Origin of the sequence: Cryobacterium melibiosiphilum (assembly GCF_003602235.1) — a bacterium.
Lineage (GTDB): Bacteria > Actinomycetota > Actinomycetes > Actinomycetales > Microbacteriaceae > Cryobacterium > Cryobacterium melibiosiphilum.
Genome location: NZ_QZVS01000097.1, coordinates 46,099 through 64,547, shown reverse-complemented (window position 1 = coordinate 64,547; position 18,449 = coordinate 46,099). Strand labels below are relative to the sequence as shown.

The 18,449-nt window shown below is 66.3% G+C and carries 15 protein-coding genes and 2 tRNA genes; 9 read left to right on the top strand and 8 right to left on the bottom strand.

Annotated features, from left to right (window positions below):
* Positions 1-5 precede the first annotated feature (5 nt).
* Positions 6-1,610, top strand: coding sequence for a multicopper oxidase family protein (locus tag D6T64_RS20800; protein WP_119976599.1), 1,605 nt, complete (start codon positions 6-8; stop codon positions 1,608-1,610).
* Between the two features lie 99 nt (positions 1,611-1,709).
* On the top strand, positions 1,710-2,144 hold the full coding sequence (locus D6T64_RS20795) for a VOC family protein (RefSeq protein ID WP_233551475.1): 435 nt from the start codon (positions 1,710-1,712) through the stop codon (positions 2,142-2,144).
* Here the strand turns inward: D6T64_RS20795 and D6T64_RS20790 are convergent.
* Positions 2,141-2,929, bottom strand: coding sequence for a putative protein N(5)-glutamine methyltransferase (locus tag D6T64_RS20790; protein ID WP_119976598.1), 789 nt, complete (start codon positions 2,927-2,929; stop codon positions 2,141-2,143). The two genes, D6T64_RS20795 and D6T64_RS20790, sit on opposite strands and share 4 nt — an antisense overlap.
* Before the next feature lie 53 nt (positions 2,930-2,982).
* Between D6T64_RS20790 and D6T64_RS20785 the strand changes: the two genes are divergently transcribed.
* Positions 2,983-3,870: an SDR family oxidoreductase gene (locus tag D6T64_RS20785; protein ID WP_119976597.1), complete on the top strand. Its 888-nt coding sequence runs from the start codon at positions 2,983-2,985 to the stop codon at positions 3,868-3,870.
* An 18-nt stretch (positions 3,871-3,888) separates the two neighbouring features.
* Here D6T64_RS20785 and D6T64_RS20780 read toward each other — a convergent pair whose 3' ends face one another.
* Positions 3,889-4,911: a hypothetical protein gene (locus D6T64_RS20780; RefSeq protein WP_119976596.1), complete on the bottom strand. Its 1,023-nt coding sequence runs from the start codon at positions 4,909-4,911 to the stop codon at positions 3,889-3,891.
* Positions 4,912-5,069: 158 nt separating this feature from the next.
* On the opposite strand from D6T64_RS20780, the gene D6T64_RS20775 reads away from it, so the two are divergent.
* On the top strand, positions 5,070-5,642 hold the full coding sequence (locus D6T64_RS20775; protein WP_119976595.1) for a hypothetical protein: 573 nt from the start codon (positions 5,070-5,072) through the stop codon (positions 5,640-5,642).
* 149 nt (positions 5,643-5,791) lie between these two features.
* Here D6T64_RS20775 and D6T64_RS20770 read toward each other — a convergent pair whose 3' ends face one another.
* Together D6T64_RS20770 and D6T64_RS20765 are read right to left on the bottom strand one after the other, a co-directional pair.
* Positions 5,792-7,393 (bottom strand): HNH endonuclease signature motif containing protein, encoded by a 1,602-nt coding sequence (locus D6T64_RS20770; RefSeq protein ID WP_119976594.1) that lies wholly within the window; start codon positions 7,391-7,393, stop codon positions 5,792-5,794.
* A 357-nt stretch (positions 7,394-7,750) separates the two neighbouring features.
* Positions 7,751-7,824 (bottom strand) — tRNA-Gly (locus tag D6T64_RS20765).
* Between the two features lie 183 nt (positions 7,825-8,007).
* Between D6T64_RS20765 and D6T64_RS20760 the strand changes: the two genes are divergently transcribed.
* The 5 genes from D6T64_RS20760 (at position 8,008) to clpX (ending at position 12,513) form a co-directional block, all read left to right on the top strand.
* Positions 8,008-8,081, top strand: a tRNA-Pro gene (locus D6T64_RS20760).
* 42 nt (positions 8,082-8,123) lie between these two features.
* Positions 8,124-9,590, top strand: a complete 1,467-nt coding sequence (tig, locus tag D6T64_RS20755; protein ID WP_119976593.1) for a trigger factor — start codon at positions 8,124-8,126, stop codon at positions 9,588-9,590.
* A gap of 167 nt (positions 9,591-9,757) precedes the next feature.
* A complete protein-coding gene (locus D6T64_RS20750; RefSeq protein ID WP_119976592.1) occupies positions 9,758-10,354 on the top strand; it encodes an ATP-dependent Clp protease proteolytic subunit in 597 nt (198 codons plus the stop codon).
* Between the two features lie 27 nt (positions 10,355-10,381).
* Entirely contained in the window at positions 10,382-11,065 is a 684-nt protein-coding gene (locus tag D6T64_RS20745; protein ID WP_119976591.1) for an ATP-dependent Clp protease proteolytic subunit, read from the top strand.
* Positions 11,066-11,232: 167 nt separating this feature from the next.
* Positions 11,233-12,513: an ATP-dependent Clp protease ATP-binding subunit ClpX gene (gene clpX / locus D6T64_RS20740; RefSeq protein WP_119976590.1), complete on the top strand. Its 1,281-nt coding sequence runs from the start codon at positions 11,233-11,235 to the stop codon at positions 12,511-12,513.
* Positions 12,514-12,865: 352 nt separating this feature from the next.
* Here clpX and D6T64_RS20735 read toward each other — a convergent pair whose 3' ends face one another.
* The 4 genes from D6T64_RS20735 to valS all read right to left on the bottom strand — a co-directional run bounded on the left by D6T64_RS20735 (position 12,866) and on the right by valS (position 18,343).
* Positions 12,866-14,917 (bottom strand): M3 family metallopeptidase, encoded by a 2,052-nt coding sequence (locus tag D6T64_RS20735; RefSeq protein ID WP_119976589.1) that lies wholly within the window; start codon positions 14,915-14,917, stop codon positions 12,866-12,868.
* A gap of 118 nt (positions 14,918-15,035) precedes the next feature.
* On the bottom strand, positions 15,036-15,302 hold the full coding sequence (locus D6T64_RS20730; protein WP_119976588.1) for a hypothetical protein: 267 nt from the start codon (positions 15,300-15,302) through the stop codon (positions 15,036-15,038).
* 1 nt (position 15,303) lies between these two features.
* Entirely contained in the window at positions 15,304-15,750 is a 447-nt protein-coding gene (locus D6T64_RS20725) for a GNAT family N-acetyltransferase (RefSeq protein ID WP_119976587.1), read from the bottom strand.
* Positions 15,751-15,760: 10 nt separating this feature from the next.
* A complete protein-coding gene (valS, locus tag D6T64_RS20720; protein ID WP_119976586.1) occupies positions 15,761-18,343 on the bottom strand; it encodes a valine--tRNA ligase in 2,583 nt (860 codons plus the stop codon).
* Between the last annotated feature and the right edge of the window lie 106 nt (positions 18,344-18,449).

The following is an 18,449-nucleotide window of genomic DNA, read 5'->3' as shown; positions in this document are numbered from 1 at the left end:
GGGGTATGCACCCCGCTCGCACCACCCGTTCCCGCCGACCCGTCGCCACGCTCGTGAGCGCCGGACTGGCCGGGGCGGTGGCTCTTGCACTGGGCCTGTCCGCCTGCGCGAGCGACCAGGGCGGCGGCATCATCAACACCGTCGGCGCGGTGGACTTTTCGACGCCGCTGGCGATTCCGCCGCTGGCCGAGTCGACGATCGCCGCCAACGGCGACCGGGTCTTCGACCTGACGGCAGACGAATCGACCACCGAGTTCATGCCCGGCGTCGACACCGACACCTGGGGCTACAACGGCAGCTTCCTCGGCCCGACCCTCGTCGCCAAGCAGGGCGAGAACGTGCAGGTCAACGTCACCAACGACCTCGACGCGGTCACCACCGTGCACTGGCACGGCATGCACCTGCCCGCCGAGATGGACGGCGGCCCGCACTCCGTCATCGAACCCGGCGCACTCTGGCAGCCCGAGTGGACCATCGACCAGCCCGCCGCGACCCTCTGGTACCACCCGCACCCCCACCAGGAGTCCGAAGGCCAGGTCGAGAAGGGCCTTGCCGGCATGTTCATCCTGCAGGACGACGAGGAGGCGGCCCTCAACCTGCCGCGCACCTACGGCGTCGACGATATCCCCGTCATCGTGCAGGACCGCCGCTTCGACAGCGACGGCCAGTTCGACATCGGCACGCGCGGCTACATCGGCGCGATCGGCGACGAGGTGCTGGTCAACGGCACGCTCGGGCCGTATGTGGACGTGACGACGGATGTCGTGCGCCTGCGCCTGCTGAACGGTTCGACCGCCCGCACCTACGATTTCGGCTTCGATGACGGGCGCGAGTTCGACCTGATCGGTACCGACGGCGGACTGTTGGACGCCCCGGCGACGATGGACGGCATCCGTCTTTCTGCCGGAGAACGCGCCGAGGTGCTCGTGCGGGTCACGCCCGGCGAGACCGTCACCCTGCGCTCCAATCCGCCGGACCTCGGCACCTCGGCCTCGGCCGCCGAGCGCAACGCCGGTGCCGACACCCTCGACGTGCTCGAACTTCGGGTCGCCGACACGCTGACCTCGATCGGCGACACCCCGACCGCGCTCGTCGACCTCGAACGTCTCGACGCCGACGATGCGACCGTCGACCGCAGCTTCACCCTCAACGGCACGTCGATCAACAACCGGCAAATGGAGCTGTCCCGCATCGACGAGACCGTCGAGGCGGGCGCGACGGAAATCTGGACCGTCGACAATGCGATGCCCCTGCCGCACAACTTCCACGTGCACGGCGTGCAGTTCCAGGTGCTGCGGATCGGCACCGACCAGCCGCCGGCGGAACTGCTCGGGTGGAAGGACACGATCTACCTCGAACCGGGCAAACGGTACGAGCTGATCATGCGTTTCAACGCGTACACCGACGCCGACTTTCCGTACATGTACCACTGCCACATGCTCGCCCACGAAGACGACGGCATGATGGGCCAGTTCGTGGTTGTCGAGCCCGGGGAGCGGGCGGGAACACCGCCGACGGCGCACCAGGCGAAGGAGCCCGAGGACACGACCGCCGCCGGGAGCGGACCGCGGGTGCTGTCGTCCGGGCACTCTTCCCACGGGACGGATTAGCGACGAACTTCACCCGGGCTTTTTCCCCCCGGTTGTCGCCCACGAGCGTACGATCCCCTGTGCAAAATGCCTCTGTGCAGTTTGCAGAAGGGACAACTGATGACAAGCCAGATGGAATCCTATGCGGTGTTGCCCGCCACGGACCTCGACCGAGCGCGCCGGTTCTACAGCGACGCTTTAGGGCTGGAGCCCGAGCAGGAGATGCCGGAGGGCCTGATCTATCGCACCGGTACCGGCGCGAGAATCCTGCTCTATGAGACCCCGTTTGCCGGCTCCAATCAGGCCACCGCGATCGGATTCATCACGGATCAGTTTGATCGCGATGCGGCGGACCTGCGCGCGAAGGGCGTCACGTTCGAGGAGTATGACCTGCCGGGATTGAAGACCGAAAACGGCGTCGTCGAGATGGAGGGCGCAAAGGGCGCCTGGTTCAAGGACAGTGAGGGCAACATCGTCTCGCTGTCGGAGGATCTCTTCGCCCTTCGTGAGCGGTCCCAGGGGCGCCGGGAGGCGGGCACGTCGGACATCGACTAGCGCACGCGGGTTCCCCTGACGATCGTCGTCTCGAGGTCGTCACTGTGCACGACGCTTGCCGCCAGCCCGGTGCGGGTGAAAAAATCGGCGGCGATCCCCGCCTGCTGCTCGCTCGTCTCGATGAGCAGGGTGCCGCCCGGCGCGAGCCAGTCCCGCGCCTCGGCGGCCACCCGGCGGTGCAGGTCGAGGCCGTCAGCCCCGCCGTCCAGGGCGACTCGGGGTTCGTAGAGGCGAGCTTCCGCCGGCAGCAGGTGCAGGGCATCCGTCGGCACGTAGGGCGCATTCGCGAGCAGCACGTCGATGGTGCCGCGCAGTTCGACGGGAAGCGGCGCGTACAGGTCACCCTCGAAAACCTCTCCCTGGCCGCCGAGATTGCGACGCGCGAAGCTCACGGCGACGGGGTCGATGTCGGCCGCGTAGAGGTCGATCGTGGGCACCGCGGAGATGAGGGCAGCGCCGACCGCGCCCGACCCGCAGCAGAGGTCGAGGGCGCGGCCTGGGTGGGCCTGCGCCACCGCGATGGCCTGCTCAACGAGAAACTCGGTGCGGCGGCGTGGCACGAAAACGCCTGGTCCGACCAGGATGTGCAGGCCGTGGAACTCGGCCCAGCCCAGCACGTATTCGAGCGGATGCCCCGCCACCCGCCGCGCGACCAGTGCGTCGAGCGCGTCCCGGCTGGGAACGGTCTCGATGAGCAGGCGCGCTTCCTCCTCTGCGAGCACACAGCCCGCCGCGCGCAGGCGCGCTGTCACGACGGACGTGAGCTCCTCGTCGACGTTCTGCACGGGACCTCCTCGCGGGGCGCGTCCCCTGCAGGATAGTGCGGTTGACTGGGGGCATGACGACGACGCCGCACCCCGAGTTGCCCCTGCTCGGCAAGACCGCCCTGGTGACGGGGGTCTCGCGCCGGGCCGGCATCGGGTTCGCGGTCGCCGTGCGGCTCGCGGAGCTGGGTGCCGACGTGTTCATCCACCATTTCGCCCCGCATGATGTCGAGCAGCCGTGGGGCGGTGACGACCTCGCTGAGGTGCGTGCGGGCATCCGTCGCGCCCTGCACGAGGGAGCCCGGCTCGGGGATATCAGCCTGGACCTGGCCGCCGACGACGCCGCCGAGACACTGATCGCGGCGGCCGCGGGGCTGACCGGCCGGATCGACATCCTCGTCTGCAATCATGCCCGCAGCGGCGGCGACGGCTCGATCCTCGATATGACGGCCGAGGTTCTCGACGGCCACTGGCACGTCAACGCTCGGTCGACGTTGTTGCTGACCCGTGCGTTCGCCCTGCAGTTCGCGGGGCTCGCGGTCGGGGGTCCGCCGCGGCGGCCGGGGGAGAGCGCAGCCGCTGCGCTGCCGCTGGATGAATTCGTGACCGGCCGGGTGATCTGGATGACCTCGGGCCAGATTCACGGCGCCATGGCCGGCGAGGTTGCCTACGCGGCCAGCAAGGCTGCTCTCGCTGGGGCCACCCCGACCGTCGCGAAGGAACTGCTCGCGCACGGCATCATCCTGAACACGGTCGATCCGGGTCCCGTCAACACCGGGTACCTCGACCCCGAGACCACGGACCGGCCGCTCGACGACATTCTGGCGATGGTTCGCGACACTCCGTTCGGCCGGTTCGGCCGGCCAGGCGACCCTGCCCGCCTGATCGGCTGGCTCGCGACCGACGACGGCCGGTGGATGGTCGGCCAGGTGCTCAGCTCCGATGGCGGCTTCGCGCTCTGATGGCCGTGGTGTGGTCAGTCAGCGGCGCTGGCGGAGCGACTCGAGAAGCGCTGCCGGAATCTCTGGATCGGTCATCGATACCGCGAAGAGCTTGCCGTTCCGCCGGGTCACGACCAAGCCCGGCCCGGCCCGCAGGATGACCGCTGACCGCCCGCGGGTGATCCGGTAGCCCCAGCCGCCCCAGCGGAGCGGCTCCAGGTAGTCCGTGTGGGCTTCGATGATGTCGGTGAGGGGAATGATCTTCAGAGGTGCGCCCAGGATCATAGACCGCACGCTCAGTCCTCGACCGTCGATCCGAATGCGGATCCGAGCAAACATCACGATGAAAACCAGCGCGAAGGCGATGATCGCCATGACGACCACATTGGCCGACGTGACTGCGTCACGCAGCGCCGGCAGCGTTATGATGCCGATGGCCCCCACCGCGGCCACGCTTGCGAGGCCGGTGAACAGCGGCGACGAGGTGCTCGCCGTCCACTCCGTTCTACCGAAGACGGATGCGGCCAGTCGCGCTCTCGCGGCATCCGCCGTTTCGTCAACGCCGCTCCCACCGTACGAAGCCGTGTAGTCCTGCACCGGCATCATCGACGGGTGGGCGAGAAAATAGGCGATGGCCCCGTAGCCGGCAAACGGCACGGCCAGCAGGGGCCAGCCGCGCGGATCGGACTGGTCGGCACCGGGCAGGACTGAGATGCCGGCGCTGAGTAGCCAAATGGCGCCGGCGAGGCCGGCGATGAACCCGGCGGCGAGATAGATGGTGCGGCGGTTGGGGGCGGCACCGGCCGGCAGGGCGAGCGCCGCGCCGAGCGCCGCCACCAGCGTCAGGCCGCCCAGTACGCCCAGCATCACCTCGGTGGGTGACGTCGACGCGATGCCGTCTGCGTTCCACTGGCGCGGGAGTGCCTCGGGCAGCTCAGGCCACCAGAGCACCGCGGATATCAAGACGACCAGAAACGGCAGCCAGAGCGTCGCCAGCGCCAGATAGTCCCGCGGTCGGGCTCGGCCATGCTCCGCGGGCGAGTCACCGGTCGTCGACAGCATACTGTTCCCCCCGTTTATGGTCCCTCCACCCTACGCCACGGTCGAATCGGGCCGCGGTGAGCATCCGTTGTGAGGAATGCAGCTGTTCGACGTAGACTCGGATAGGCCTTTACGGGGGAGTGACTGTGGTGTGGGACTGGATCCGCCGAGTGCGTGGCATGGGTGCCGAATCCACCGATGACGCGTCGGGAACGGGCGTGCTCTCCGAAGACCGCATCGTCGATGAGGGCCTGCTGATCTCGCTCTCCGCGGTGCGGATGGCGGTCAAGAATCACATTCTGGTTGGCGCTTTGCGTGAACACCTCGACTTCGAGGGCGCCGACTATTCCGCGACCGTGCGGCACGAACTCGACGTGCTGGCTCGCCAGAACGAGGACTACGGCACACGCGTCACCGAGATGCGCGACGAGCTCGTCAAGGCGCGCTGGAGGCTCGAGCTCACCCGCGACCAGCGGGCCGACGTGAAGCAGTTCGCCCTGCGCCGCCGAGTGCACGACCGTCTCACTGCCGAGCTCGACGCCGTGGCGGAGGATGACGTGCAGGTCGCTACGATCGTCGACAAGGCCAAGGACGATGCGAGTCACGAATTCGCCCAGGCCCTCGCCGCCAAGCTCATTCGTCAGAACGTGGATGGCAGCGAACCCGACTACGACCGCAAGCTCGCCGAGCGGCGTTCAGCCTTCGTGCGCATCGACCTCGCAAAACTGCTCGCCTACGACAACGAGTACTAGCCCAATCGAGTCGCAATCTCACGGTCTCGGGGTCTCACGGAGCGCGGTCCCCCTCGGCGTGCAGACTGAGCTTGTGGAGACCGACCATGTCTCGCAGTAAGGAGTCCTTCCTATGACTTCTCGATCCAGCCCTCCGTGCACGGCCATTCTCAAACGATGCTTGCCGGCATCCACTTCTCAAAGGTGAAGGGTGAGCCGAGTGTGAGTGGGCTCTTGCTCGTCAATCGGATGGGGGTTCGGGCGGGGTCGGCGGTGCCCGGCGGGATCATGAAGAACACGTCGTCTTTCAGGATCACTTTCCACTTGTCGTTGTGGATGCGGAGGTGGCAGGACGCGCCGAACAGGATGCCCACCGCAATGTCGGTCTGGCCGTTTTCGGTAGAAAACAGGTCGATGTGGTGCACCTCACACCACGAGGGTGGCAGCAGGCAGCCCGGGGCCATGCAGCCCCCGTCGCGCACGGCGAGGGCCTGCCGTTGAGTCCGGGTGAACAGGCGCTGTTCCCGGCCGACATCCAGCGGTTTCCCGTCGAAGCTGAACAGCACCGGCGTGTAGCCGCTGTCGCAGACCATCGTTTCGATCACTGCGGCCGGTGCCGGGTTGCTGCTGCCCTCCACGAATCCGTTCCCCACGACCAGCCGGCCCGGCACCGCGGCCGTTCCGGCGTGTCCAAACGGCCCGACCTGTCCGACCTGCTCGACCTGCTCGACCTGTCCGGCCTGTCCGGCTTGCTCGGTCTCCTTGGTCTGTTCGGTCCGCTCGGTGCCGCCGGGTTGGTCGGCCGGGTGCGAGAGTGCGACGATGTTCAGGCTCGGTGGGCGCATGAACATCTCGTTCGGGTTCGCCGACGCGGCCACCTTCAAAGCCTCAATGAGGAACTCCGCCCGAATCCGGCCCGTGGAGCGCGGGTCCTTCATCAACGCTTCTGCCCGGGCCTTGTCCTCCTCGGTCGTGAACCGCGGCCCGCCAGTGCGCGGCCCGGTCACTTGCAACAGAAACGAATTGAAGAACGCGCCGTTGACCGGGTCGAGTTCGAAGTCGCCGTGCAGCATGCCGTCGGTCTTCGTGTAGGTGCGCACGTACTGCCGGTCGCGCATCGCTTCGGCCCGGCTGGCGATGCCCGCCCCGTCAATGCTGTTGCGGGCGTGCCGGGCGAGAACGGCGGCCTGGTCCGCGTTGACCGTGCGGCACTCTGTGATCAGGCCGGCGAGGGCCTCGCGCAGCATGTCCTCCGTCACGCCCACGGCCGGTTCGCCGAGACCGGTCCGAATCAGGTACGCCGCATTCGTGCCGAGCGTTCCGTCAGCGACGGCATCGCCGAGAGCGGCGAACCACGGCACCTCCACCACCACCGGTGGCAGGTCCGGGTGCTCGGCCGCGGTGAGATCGGCTTCGAGCTGCCGCAGGCGAGCCGTTTCGGCCTCTGCGGCCGTCAGCCCCGCACTGATCAGGTGGCGCTGCTCCGACCGGGTGCCCGACCCGCCGCCGTCCAATGATTGCAACAACTCTTCTGTTGCCTTGAAACCCTTGCGGCGGGCGAGGCCGGTGCGCCCCAGCTCCCGCTCGGAACGTGTCTGAATATTCGCCGCCGACAACGCCTGATACGTCGTCGCCTCTCGGACAAAACGGGAAATAGCGGTGTGGGTGCGCTCCGATTCCTCGTCGGAGAGCTCCGCGAACAGGGCCGCGGACGGCTGACACCGGTGTAAAACCCCGGTTACTTCCTCAAATACAGCTCCAATGCTGGTCATGAAAACAGTGTCTCAGTCACCTCTGACAGTGAACGCGGAGCATCCCTCAGCCCTCAACACCTCGCTACCACCCACCTCCAGCGGGACCACGTCAAAAGTGGAGCGCGGGTGCGCATTATCCGCGGAGTGCGAGTTGTGGCTCGTGAGGACCGACCCGGAGCGCCCCATTCCGGGTTGGTCCTCACGAGCCACTGTTTGAGCGGAGGAGCGGATGATGCGTTCCCGCGCGGTGGTGAGCCGAAGTGTGGATGATGTGCTCGCGGTCCCATCGGGCCCGCAAGAACTCTCGGAGGTGCCAAATAGGGTGCCACGCACGAAAAAGGACCGGAGCGTGTAGCTCCGGTCCTGCTGTTTCACTGGAGGGGACGACGGGAATCGAACCCGCGTCATAGGTTTGGAAAACCCAGGCTCTGCCATTAAGCTACGTCCCCATAGCCCGCGAAATCCGGGCACTTGAATACCTTAGTACAGGAAACCGAGGGCTGCGGACAGCGGTCACGACGCGCCCAGATTCGGTGCACTAGACTTGACGAGGTCAATCCGCCTGTCGCGAGCTTTCGCCCGCGCCTGCACTTTGATTCCCCAGTAATTCAGTACCAGCGGATCGTACGATCCGGGGCGTAGCTCAGCTTGGTAGAGCGCTCGTTTTGGGGGCGAGAAGTCGCAGGTTCAATTCCTGTCGCCCCGACATTACCCGCAGCACAACGTTCAAACCACAGGAGAGTCCCGAGTGAAGTCCACGGTCGAAAAACTGAGCCCCACCCGCGCCAAGCTCACCATCTCGGTGAGCCCGGACGAGTTGAAGCCAGCCATCACCCACGCCTACGGCCACATTGCCGAAGACATCAACATCCCCGGCTTCCGTAAGGGCAAAGTCCCGCCGGCGATCATCGACCAGCGCGTCGGCAAGTCCGCCGTGCTCGAGCACGCCGTGAACGAGGGCCTCGACGGTTTCTACCGCGCCGCCGTCGAAGAGAACAAGCTGCGCCCGCTCGGCCGCCCCGAAGCCGACATCGTCGAGTGGCCCAGCGACCAGGACTTCTCCGGAGACCTGCTGCTCGCGATCGAGGTGGACGTTCGTCCCGAGATCGACCTGCCGACCTACGAGGGCCTCAGCGTCACCGTTGACGCCGTGGATGTCACCGACGACGAGGTCGTCGAAGAACTCGACAAGCTGCGCAGCCGTTTCGGCACGCTCATCACCGTCGACCGCCCGGCCAAGACGGGCGACTTCGCCCAGATCGACCTGCGCGCGACCATCGAAGGCGACGAGGTCGACAGTGCGACCGGCATCTCCTACGAGGTTGGCTCCGGCGACCTGATCGCGGGTATCGACGAGGCCCTCGACGCGCTCAGCGCCGGCGAGACCACCACGTTCAACTCCGACCTGCTCGGTGGCGACCACGAGGGTGAGACCGCCGAGATCACGATCACGGTCATCGCCATCAAGGAGCGCGAGCTTCCCGCCGCCGATGACGACTTCGCCCAGATCTCGAGCGAATTCGACACCATTGTCGAGCTGACCGAGAGCCTCAAGGTTCAGGTCGAGCGTTCGAAGGCTGCCGGCCAGGGCACGCAGGCCCGTGAACGTCTCGTTGAGACCCTCCTCGGCACCGTCGAGGTGCCGATCCCCGACGCGATCATCCTCGACGAGGTCAACCGTCACCTCGAGGGCGAAAAGCGCATGGACGACGACACGCACCGCGCCGAGGTCACCGAAGCGAGCGAGAAGACGTTCCGTCAGCAGATCCTGCTCGACACGATCGCCGAAGCCGAAAAGGTGCAGGTCAGCCAGGACGAGCTCACCCAGTACCTGATCCAGGGTGCGAGCCAGTACGGCATGGACCCGAGCGAGTTCGTTCAGGCCCTAAACACCAATGGCCAGATCCCGTCGATGGTCGCCGAGGTTGCCCGCAACAAGGCCCTCGCGATCGCCCTCGGCAAGGCCACTGTCGTTGACTCCAACGGTAAGGCTGTCGACCTCGCCGAGTTCACGGCTCCGTCCGCCACGGACGAGATCGCCGACCTGATCGCCGCCGCAGATGCTGCCGGGGCCGACGACGCCGCTGTTGACAACACCGCTGTTGACAACACCGAGGCGACGGATGCTGCCACCGACTCCGACGCATCCGTCGAAGACGATGTCGTCGTCGTCGAAGAGAAGCCGAAGAAGAAGAAAGCCGCAGCCAAGAAGTAGCCGCAGCCCGCAGTAACCCGTGAGGGCCGGATGTCGTGGACATCCGGCCCTTTCGTGTCGATAGGGGCGCGGCGGGGCCCGCTAAATCTGCCGAGGGCGAACAGAGCCGTTTTGGGGCGCGGCCTCCGATAGATTCATTGAGAACGACAACTGAAACGGAGCACGACATGGCCGACCCGACACCCACTAATGGTGTATTTGACCGACTGCTGAAGGACCGCATCATCTGGCTCGGATCAGAGGTCCGTGACGACAATGCCAACGAGATCTGCGCGAAGATCCTGTTGCTGGCAGCCGAAGACTCAAACCGCGACATCTACCTCTACATCAACTCTCCCGGCGGCTCGATCACGGCCGGCATGGCGATCTACGACACGATGCAGTTCGTACCCAACGACATCGTCACCGTCGGCATCGGCATGGCCGCCTCGATGGGCCAGTTCCTGCTCACCTCGGGCACCAAGGGCAAGCGCTACATCACGCCGAACGCGCGCGTGCTGCTGCACCAGCCGTCCGGCGGCTTCGGTGGCACGGCCGCCGACATCCAGACCCAGGCCCGCCTCATCCTCGACATGAAGAAGCGCCTGTCCGAGATCACCGCCGCCCAGACCGGCAAGACCCCCGAGCAGATCAACGCTGACGGTGACCGTGACAACTGGTTCAGTGCTCAGGAAGCCCTGGAGTACGGCTTCGTCGACCACCTTCGCGCATCCGCTTCGGACGTCGTCGGTGGCGGCGGCACCGAACCCGTCGCCAGCAACTAGTCCGCCGATACTGAACAGGAAGAAATCATGACTATCCCCACATTCGGTGGAACGGCCTACAGCTCCATGGGCGTCTCGACCAAGAATGCGCCTGAATCGCGCTACATTCTCCCCACGTTCGAAGAACGCACCGCCTACGGCTACAAGCGTCAGGACCCCTACGCCAAGCTCTTCGAGGACCGCATCATCTTCCTCGGCGTGCAGGTCGACGACGCCTCCGCCGACGACGTCATGGCGCAGCTCCTCGTTCTGGAGAGCCAGGACCCCGACCGCGACATCGTCATGTACATCAACTCGCCCGGTGGCTCCTTCACCGCCATGACGGCGATCTACGACACCATGCAGTACATTCGTCCGCACGTGATGACCGTCTGCCTCGGCCAGGCGGCCTCCGCCGCGGCCGTGCTGCTGGCCGGCGGAACCGCCGGTAAGCGTCTCGCCCTGCCGAACGCACGCATCCTCATTCACCAGCCCTCCGCCGGCGGACAGGGCGGCGGCCAGGCCTCGGACATCGAGATCCAGGCGGCCGAAATCCTGCGCATGCGGGTCTGGCTCGAAGAGACGCTGTCGCACCACTCCAACCGGAGCGTTGAGCAGGTCAACAAGGACATCGACCGCGACAAGATCATGAGCGCAGCGGATGCCCTCGAGTACGGTCTCATCGACCAGGTGCTCACGAGCCGCAAGAACCTTCCCACGCTCGTCAAGTAGGCCTCTCGTTCCACCCCGCACTGTCGGCGCGTCGTCCCCGGGCGACGCGCCGTTGGCCTGTCCCGCCGTCCGCTTCGGACGGCACCGGTATTTCGGCGACACCTGCGCGCATCTGTCGCAGGCACAGGATAGGCTCGTTTCAGCACAACCGATGGAGGAGGCTGGTTATGGCCCGAATAGGCGAAAGCGCCGACCTGCTCAAATGCTCTTTCTGCGGAAAGAGCCAGAAGCAGGTACAGCAGCTCATTGCGGGCCCTGGCGTGTACATCTGCGACGAATGCGTCGAGTTGTGCAACGAGATCATCGAAGAACGCCTCGCCGAAGCCGGTACCGAAGAGGGCGTCAGCGAGTTCGACCTCCCCAAGCCCAAGGAGATCTTCGGCTTTCTCGAGGAATACGTGATCGGCCAGGAGGCCGCCAAGCGTGCCCTCGCCGTCGCCGTCTACAACCACTACAAGCGCGTGCGGTCCCGCGCCACGATCACGGCCGCCGAAGCGATCCACGATGACGTCGAGATCGCCAAGTCGAACATCCTGCTGATCGGTCCAACCGGGTGCGGCAAGACCTATCTGGCCCAGACGCTCGCCAAACGCCTCAACGTGCCCTTCGCCGTCGCCGACGCCACGGCATTGACCGAAGCCGGTTACGTCGGTGAAGACGTCGAGAACATCCTGCTCAAGCTGATCCAGGCCGCCGACTACGACGTGAAGCGCGCCGAAACCGGCATCATCTACATCGACGAGATCGACAAGATCGCCCGCAAGGCCGAGAACCCCTCCATCACCCGCGACGTCTCGGGCGAGGGCGTGCAGCAGGCACTGCTGAAGATCCTCGAAGGCACCGTCGCCTCGGTTCCGCCGCAGGGCGGGCGCAAGCATCCGCACCAGGAATTCATACAGATCGACACGACCAACGTGTTGTTCATCGTTGCGGGAGCATTTGCCGGGCTCGACGACATCATCTCGAACCGCGCCGGCAAGAAGGGCATCGGCTTCGGAGCCCCCCTGCACAGCAAGGGCGACGACGTGAACCTGTTCAGCGAGGTTTTGCCCGAAGACCTGCACAAGTTTGGCCTGATCCCCGAGTTCATCGGGCGTCTGCCCGTCGTGGCGACGGTCACGCAGCTCGACCAGTCTGCGCTCATGCAGATTCTCACCGTGCCCAAGAACGCTCTCGTGCGCCAGTACCAGCGCATGTTCGAGATCGACAACGTCGACCTCGAGTTCGAGCAGGAGGCCCTCGAAGCCATCGCCGACCTCGCCGTGCTGCGCAAGATCGGTGCTCGCGGCCTGCGTTCGATCATCGAGGAGGTGCTCGGCCCGATCATGTTCGAGGTGCCCTCGGCGACGGATGTCGCACGCGTCATCATCACGAAGGCCTGCGTGCTCGAGAACGCACCGCCCACGATGGTCCTGCACAAGCCTCGCCGTCAGGTCAAGTCGGCCTAGGCTCACGGCGCCTCCCCGGGGGGTGCAACCGGAGTCGCCGCCTTCGGCAGGCTCCTGACGCGTGGCCCGGGCGCACCTCTTATGCCGGCCTTCCAGGTTGATGCGCCCGAAAGCTGCACTTGCGCCGGCGATCTGCAGCACGATCGATCCATGCGCCCCAAAACTGCTCGTGCGCCTGGTCTGCCAAGCGCACGAGCAGTTTTGGGGCGCATGAGCGCGTGCAAGTCCAGTCTGCGGTCGCACGTGCAGGTTTCGGGCGCACGGCAGAGTGCACGTTGCGGGCGCGTCTGCAGCCACAGGGCGCTCGTGCACGTTGCCGGCGCGGGAGGACTGGCGCGTTGGCGCGTGGCCGCTAGTTCAGGCCGCGTCGGTCGAGCAGCGGCTGGATCAGCGCGTCCCGACCGCGAAAGTCGCGGTAAGCCTCGAGCGGATCCTTGCTTCCACCAACGCCGAGCAGGCGCTGGCGAAAGCGGTCGCCGTTGGCGCGGGTCAGGCCGCCGTTGTCGGTGAACCACTGCACGGTGTCGGCATCGAGCACCTCGCTCCAGATGTAGGAGTAGTACCCGGCGTCGTAGCCACCGGAGAAGGTGTGCGCGAAGTAGGTGCTCGCGTAGCGGGTCGGCACGGCCGGGTTGTCGAGGCCCACCGCGGCGAGGGCCGCGGACTCGAAGGCGGCGACATCCGTCACCGTGGTGTCGGCGTCGATGCGGTGCCAGGCCTGGTCGAGCAGCGCGGCGGCAAGGTATTCGCTGGTCAGGAAGCCCTCGTTGAAAGCCGCGGAGGCCTGGATGCGTGCCACGATCTCGGGCGGCAGGGCCTCTCCGGTCTCGTAGTGGCGGGCGAAGTTGGTGAGCACCTCGGGCCAGAGCATCCACATCTCGTTCACCTGGCTGGGAAACTCGACGAAGTCGCGGTACACGTTCGTGCCGGCGAACTTCGGGTAGGTGACCCGGGCGAACAACCCGTGCAGGGCGTGCCCGAACTCGTGGAACAGGGTGGTGACCTGGTCGAAGGTCAGCAGGGTCGCCTCTCCGGCGGCCGGCTTGGCGACGTTGAGGTTGTTGCAGACCACCGTGGGCGAGCCGAGCAGCGTCGACTGCGAGGTGAGCGGGTTCATCCACGCACCACCACGTTTGGAGTCGCGGGTGTAGTAGTCGCCGATGAACAGGCCGACGGGGGAGCCGTCGGCGTTGGCGACCTCGAAGACCCGTGCCTCCGGGTGCCAGCCGGCAAGGTCGGCACGTTCGGTGAAGGTCACCCCGTACAGCGCGTTCGCGGCAAAGAAGACGCCATCGTGCAGAACCCGCTCCAGCTCGAAATAGGGGCGCAGCGCGGCCGTGTCCACGTCGTAGGTCGCCGCACGCACCTTCTCGGTGTAGTACGCCCAGTCCCACGCCTCGAGGGCGAACGGGTTCGGCTCGGCATCCACGATCTTCTGCAGCTCGGCCTGCTCGGACAGCGCGTTGCGGGCGGCGGCCGGGGCCAGCCGGGCAAGCAGTTCGGCGACGGCCTCCGGGCTCTTCGCGGTCTCGTCGGCGGTCACCGCGGCCGCGTGGTTCGCAAAGCCGAGCAAGCGTGCCCGCCCGGCGCGCAGGGCGGTGATCTGCAGCACGAGCTCGCGGTTGTCGTTCTCTCCGCCGCGGATGCCCCGGGCCCGGGACGCGGTCAGCAAACGTTCCCGCACCCCGCGGTCGGTGAGACTGGCGAGGTAGGGGTGTGATGTCGGCAGCACGAGGGTGATCAGGAATTTACCGTCGAGGCCGCGTTCCTTCGCGGCCTCCGCCGCTGCGGAGATCTCGCCGGCGCCGAGACCGTCGAGCTCGGCGACGTCGTCGATGACGAGGGCGAGGTCGTTCGTGTCGGCGAGCAGGTTCTTCTCGAACCGGGTGGTGAGGGTGGAGAGCTGTGTGTTGAAGTCCCGCAGGGTGGCCTTGTCGGCGTCGCTCAGCCCGGCACCGGCGAGCGTGAACTCGGTGAAGTACCGCTCAACGAGATAGATCGACTCTGCATCGAGTGCGAGAGCGACGTCGTGTCGGGTGGCGTGCACCGCAGCGATCCGCTGGTAGAGCAGGGGATCGAGTCGCATCGCATCGGAATGCGCGGCCAGCAGCGGCGCGAGCTCTTCTTCGAGTTCGGTCGTGAATTCGTTCGCATCCGACGAGCTGCGGTTGAAGAACACCGCTGCGACCCGGCTGAGCGTTTGTCCGCTGCGTTCAAGCGGGATGAAGGTGTTCGCGAAGGTTGGCACGTCGGCGTTGCCGGTGATCACCTCGATCTCGACAAGCTGCTCGGCGAGGCCACGCGCGAAGGCGGGCCGGTAGTGTTCGTCCCGAATCTCGCCGAACGGCGGCAACTGGTACGGGAGGGTGCTCGGAGCGAAGAAGGGAGTCACGGAATCGGCCATGGCTCCACCCTAGCTGTGTGATGAGACACCGAAAAAGCACGGTGCCGGAGTGCCGGAACCGTGCTTTTTGGGGGTCTGACCCGGATCAACCGGGACGCCGGGACAGCGTGGGCTGGGCCTAGATCCAGTCCTCGTCGTCTTCAACCTCGGTCGCCGGCTGCGTGATCGTCGCGCTGTCGTCGGTCGGGTTGAAGCGGATGACCGTGCCGTCGTCGAGTTCGATGACCGGCTTGCTCTCGAGCCAGGTCAGCGTCCAGCGCCAGGTGCTCGTGTCGGTGTCGAGACCAGCCAGGTCCTCTTCGACGGCCTTGACCGCGATCTCCACGACCTGCGGCAGGCCGGTCGGCGGCGTGGCGCCGAGCGCCCAGCGGGTTCCGAGCTGCATGTCAGGCGTCGATTTCGTAGGTGACCCAGTCGGTGCGGGTTCCGACCGTGTTGTAGAGAGCCTGGGCGGTCTCGTTGTCGGCCGCGGTGATCAGCCGAATCTGGCTGAGTCCCCGAGCGACGGCGTAGGCCTTCGTGAACACGATCAGGGCGTGTCCGACGCCGGCGCCGCGGGCATCCGGTGTCACGAACAGGTCGTCGAGGTACAGCCCCATCGATCCGCTCAGGGTACGCGGCACCGTACGGTAGTGGGCGAGCCCGACAAAGTCACCGGCATCGTTGACCGCGACGGCACCGTCGAGGCTGTTGTTCTTGTCGATGATCCAGCTCCAGACCTGCAGGGCCTTCTGGTCGGTGAGTTCGCTCTCGTAGAAGTCGCTATAACCCTCGAAGAGGCCGAGCCACGCGAAAAAGTCCTTGTCGCCAAGCGGTCGTACTTTTACAGACATCTGGTTTCTCCTAACTTGCCGACACTACGGTCAGAACGATATCGGAGACAGCGAGTTCGCTGCCCTCGACGAACGTCAATTCATGGATTCGGCCAACGGCCTTCAAATCTTCGGCGGCCTGCGCGAGCAGGGCGATCTCCGGAGCCGTTCCGCTTATTACAGCAGACGTGACCGGGGATTTCTGGGAGGCCTTGGCATCGGTTTTGGCGCGCCGGATGCCGGTGAGGGCTCGGCTCGACAAATCGAGCAGCGCGCTGTTGCCGGCAGAACCGGCCGAGAGTTCGCTCGCGATCGGCCAGGAGGCCACGTGCACCGAACCCTCGTTCGACCAGGACCAGGCCTCTTCGGTGGCGAACGGCACGAACGGGGCGAACAGGCGCAGCAGGGTGGCGAGGGCGGTGCGCAGGGCGGCGACGGCGGATGCCTGACCGGTTCCGGCCTCGCCGTAGGCGCGCTCCTTGACCAGTTCGAGGTAGTCGTCGCAGAACGTCCAGAAGAAGCTCTCGGTGACTTCGAGCGCGCGGGCGTGGTCGTAGTTCTCGAACGCCGTGGTGGCCTGGCCGACCACGGTGCTGAGCGCGGCGAGCATGCTCTGGTCGAGCTTCTCGGTGACGGCCGCATCGGCGCCGCCCTCGAACCCGAGGATGAACTTCGACGCGTTCAGAATCTTGATCGCCAGGCGACGGCCGATCTTGATCTGGGTCGGGTTCTGCGGGTCGAAGGCCGCGTCGGTGCCGAGGCGCGAGGAGGCCGCCCAGTAGCGCACCGCGTCGGAGCCGTGCTGCTCGAGCATTCCGGCGGGGGTGACCACGTTGCCCTTGGACTTGCTCATCTTCTTGCGGTCGGGGTCCACGATGAAGCCCGAGAGCGCGGCGTGCGCCCAGGGCGCCTTGCCGTGCTGCTGCTCGGAGCGCAGCATCGTGGAGAACAGCCAGGTGCGGATGATGTCCTGGCCCTGCGGGCGCAGCGAGTATGGGTAGACGAGGTCGAAGAGTTCCGGGTCGCGCTCCCAGCCGCCGGCGAGCTGCGGGGTGAGCGACGACGTGGCCCACGTGTCCATCACGTCGACCTCGCCGACGAAGCCGCCGGCCTGCCCACGCTGGTCTTCCGTGTAGCCGGGGGCGGCATCCGATGACGGGTCGACCGGCAGCAGGTTGCGGGTGGCGACGATCGGTTCGCTGTGCACGGCGTTGCCGTCGGCGTCGAGCGGGTACCAGATGGGCAGCGGCACGCCGAAGAAGCGCTGGCGGCTGATGAGCCAGTCACCGGTGAGGCCGTTCACCCAATTCTCGTAGCGCACCTTCATGAACTCCGGGTGCCACTGCAGCTCGTTGCCGTGCTGGATGAGGCGGGCGCGCAGGGTCTCGTCGCGGGCGCCGTTCTGGATGTACCACTGGCGGGTCGAGACGATCTCGAGCGGGCGGTCGCCCTTTTCGAAGAACTTCACCGCGTGGGTGATCGGGCGGATGTCGCCGATCAGGTCGCCGCTGGCACGCAGCAGCTCGACGATGGTCTGCTTGGCCGAGAAGACGGTCTTGCCGGCGAGCTGCGCGTAGGCGGCCTGTCCGGCGGCCGACGTGATCACGTCGGGGGCGTCGTCGATGAGGCGGCCGTCGAAGCCCATGATGGCGCGGTTGGGCAGGTCGAGTTCACGCCACCAGACCACGTCGGTCACGTCACCGAAGGTGCAGATCATGGCGATGCCTGAACCCTTGTCCTTCTGGGCCAGGTGGTGGGCCAGCACGGGCACTTCCACGTCGAACAGCGGGGTGCGCACCGTGGTGCCGAACAGGTGCTGGTAGCGCTCGTCGTCGGGGTGCGCGACGAGGGCGACACACGCAGCCATCAACTCGGGGCGGGTGGTCTCGATTTCGATGGTGGAGCCGTCGGGCTTGTGGAAGGACACCCGGTGGTAGGCGGCGGCAACCTCTTTGTCCTCGAGCTCGGCCTGGGCCACGGCGGTACGGAACGTGACGTCCCAGAGCGTCGGCGCCATCGCCTGATAGGCCTCGCCGCGTTCGATGTTGCCGAGGAACGCGAGCTGCGAGGTGAAGAGCGCCTCGCTGCCGATCGTGCGGTAGGTCTGGGTCCAGTCGACGCTGAGGCCGAGGGTGCGCCAGAGGGCTTCGAACTGCTTCTCGTCTTCCTTCGTCAGCACCTCACACAGCTCGATGAAGTTGCGGCGGCTGATCGGCAGCTGGTCGGCCGCCTTGGTGCTCTTGCCGTCGCCGCCCTCGAAGGGGGGCACGAAGTCGTCGGTGTACGGCAGCGACGGGTCGCACCGCACCCCGTAGTAGTTCTGCACGCGACGTTCGGTGGGCAGGCCGTTGTCGTCCCAGCCCATCGGGTAGAAGACGCTCTTACCGCGCATCCGCTGAAAACGGGCGACGACGTCGGTGTGCGTGTACGAAAAGACGTGGCCGATGTGCAGCGAACCGGATGCGGTCGGCGGGGGAGTATCGATCGAATAGATCGACTCACGGGTCGCGGATTCACGGTCGAAACGGTAGGTACCGTCGGTGTTCCACCGGGTCTCCCACTTGGCTTCAAGCCCTTCGAGGGCGGGCTTTTCGGGGACGCGGTCGGCGCTCATAGTTCTCCGGTTAGTGTGTGCGGCAGCGTGTCGTTGGTGAGCTGCCTGAATGTTCGGTCACCCCAATCTACCAAGGCGGGCCCTTTCGCCCGTAATTCGGGTGAGC

Coding starts and splice junctions, on each gene's coding strand:
- D6T64_RS20795 (WP_233551475.1), top strand. CDS start 1,710: ATGACAAGCCAGATGGAATCCTATGCGGTGTTGCCCGCCACGGACCTC.
- D6T64_RS20725 (WP_119976587.1), bottom strand. CDS start 15,750: ATGTCTGTAAAAGTACGACCGCTTGGCGACAAGGACTTTTTCGCGTGG.
- D6T64_RS20745 (WP_119976591.1), top strand. CDS start 10,382: ATGACTATCCCCACATTCGGTGGAACGGCCTACAGCTCCATGGGCGTC.
- D6T64_RS20735 (WP_119976589.1), bottom strand. CDS start 14,917: ATGGCCGATTCCGTGACTCCCTTCTTCGCTCCGAGCACCCTCCCGTAC.
- D6T64_RS20750 (WP_119976592.1), top strand. CDS start 9,758: ATGGCCGACCCGACACCCACTAATGGTGTATTTGACCGACTGCTGAAG.
- clpX (WP_119976590.1), top strand. CDS start 11,233: ATGGCCCGAATAGGCGAAAGCGCCGACCTGCTCAAATGCTCTTTCTGC.
- D6T64_RS20770 (WP_119976594.1), bottom strand. CDS start 7,393: ATGACCAGCATTGGAGCTGTATTTGAGGAAGTAACCGGGGTTTTACAC.
- valS (WP_119976586.1), bottom strand. CDS start 18,343: ATGAGCGCCGACCGCGTCCCCGAAAAGCCCGCCCTCGAAGGGCTTGAA.
- D6T64_RS20780 (WP_119976596.1), bottom strand. CDS start 4,911: ATGCTGTCGACGACCGGTGACTCGCCCGCGGAGCATGGCCGAGCCCGA.
- D6T64_RS20800 (WP_119976599.1), top strand. CDS start 6: ATGCACCCCGCTCGCACCACCCGTTCCCGCCGACCCGTCGCCACGCTC.
- D6T64_RS20785 (WP_119976597.1), top strand. CDS start 2,983: ATGACGACGACGCCGCACCCCGAGTTGCCCCTGCTCGGCAAGACCGCC.
- D6T64_RS20775 (WP_119976595.1), top strand. CDS start 5,070: ATGGGTGCCGAATCCACCGATGACGCGTCGGGAACGGGCGTGCTCTCC.
- D6T64_RS20730 (WP_119976588.1), bottom strand. CDS start 15,302: ATGCAGCTCGGAACCCGCTGGGCGCTCGGCGCCACGCCGCCGACCGGC.